The following is a 226-nucleotide window of genomic DNA, read 5'->3' as shown; positions in this document are numbered from 1 at the left end:
ATTTTTGTAGGTGAGAAGGGCATAATTGCTTAGCAAAAGCAGAATTCCCAGCCCTGCGCCTCCAATCATGCTCCCGTTGATTAAGGTTCGCCGATCCTGTACTTCATTGCCGAGTGGTACAAGCACAGCTAAAGCAAGTGAAAGATTAAAGGCCACATAGAGAAACGGGGAGAGGGTCCACCCTGCAGGAGAGGGAGTAGGTGATACGGGCAGGTTCATTCCGTTC

Annotated in this window: 1 pseudogene; it reads right to left on the bottom strand. The window is 50.0% G+C overall.

Features of this window, described 5'->3' with window-relative positions:
* Positions 1 to 226: pseudogene (locus LKX83_RS33135) on the bottom strand (transporter); the annotation flags it as partial.

The sequence above is a fragment of the Cohnella baijiui genome (assembly GCF_020731285.1).
Taxonomy (GTDB): domain Bacteria; phylum Bacillota; class Bacilli; order Paenibacillales; family Paenibacillaceae; genus Cohnella.
This window is presented reverse-complemented; position numbering and strand designations above follow the sequence as displayed.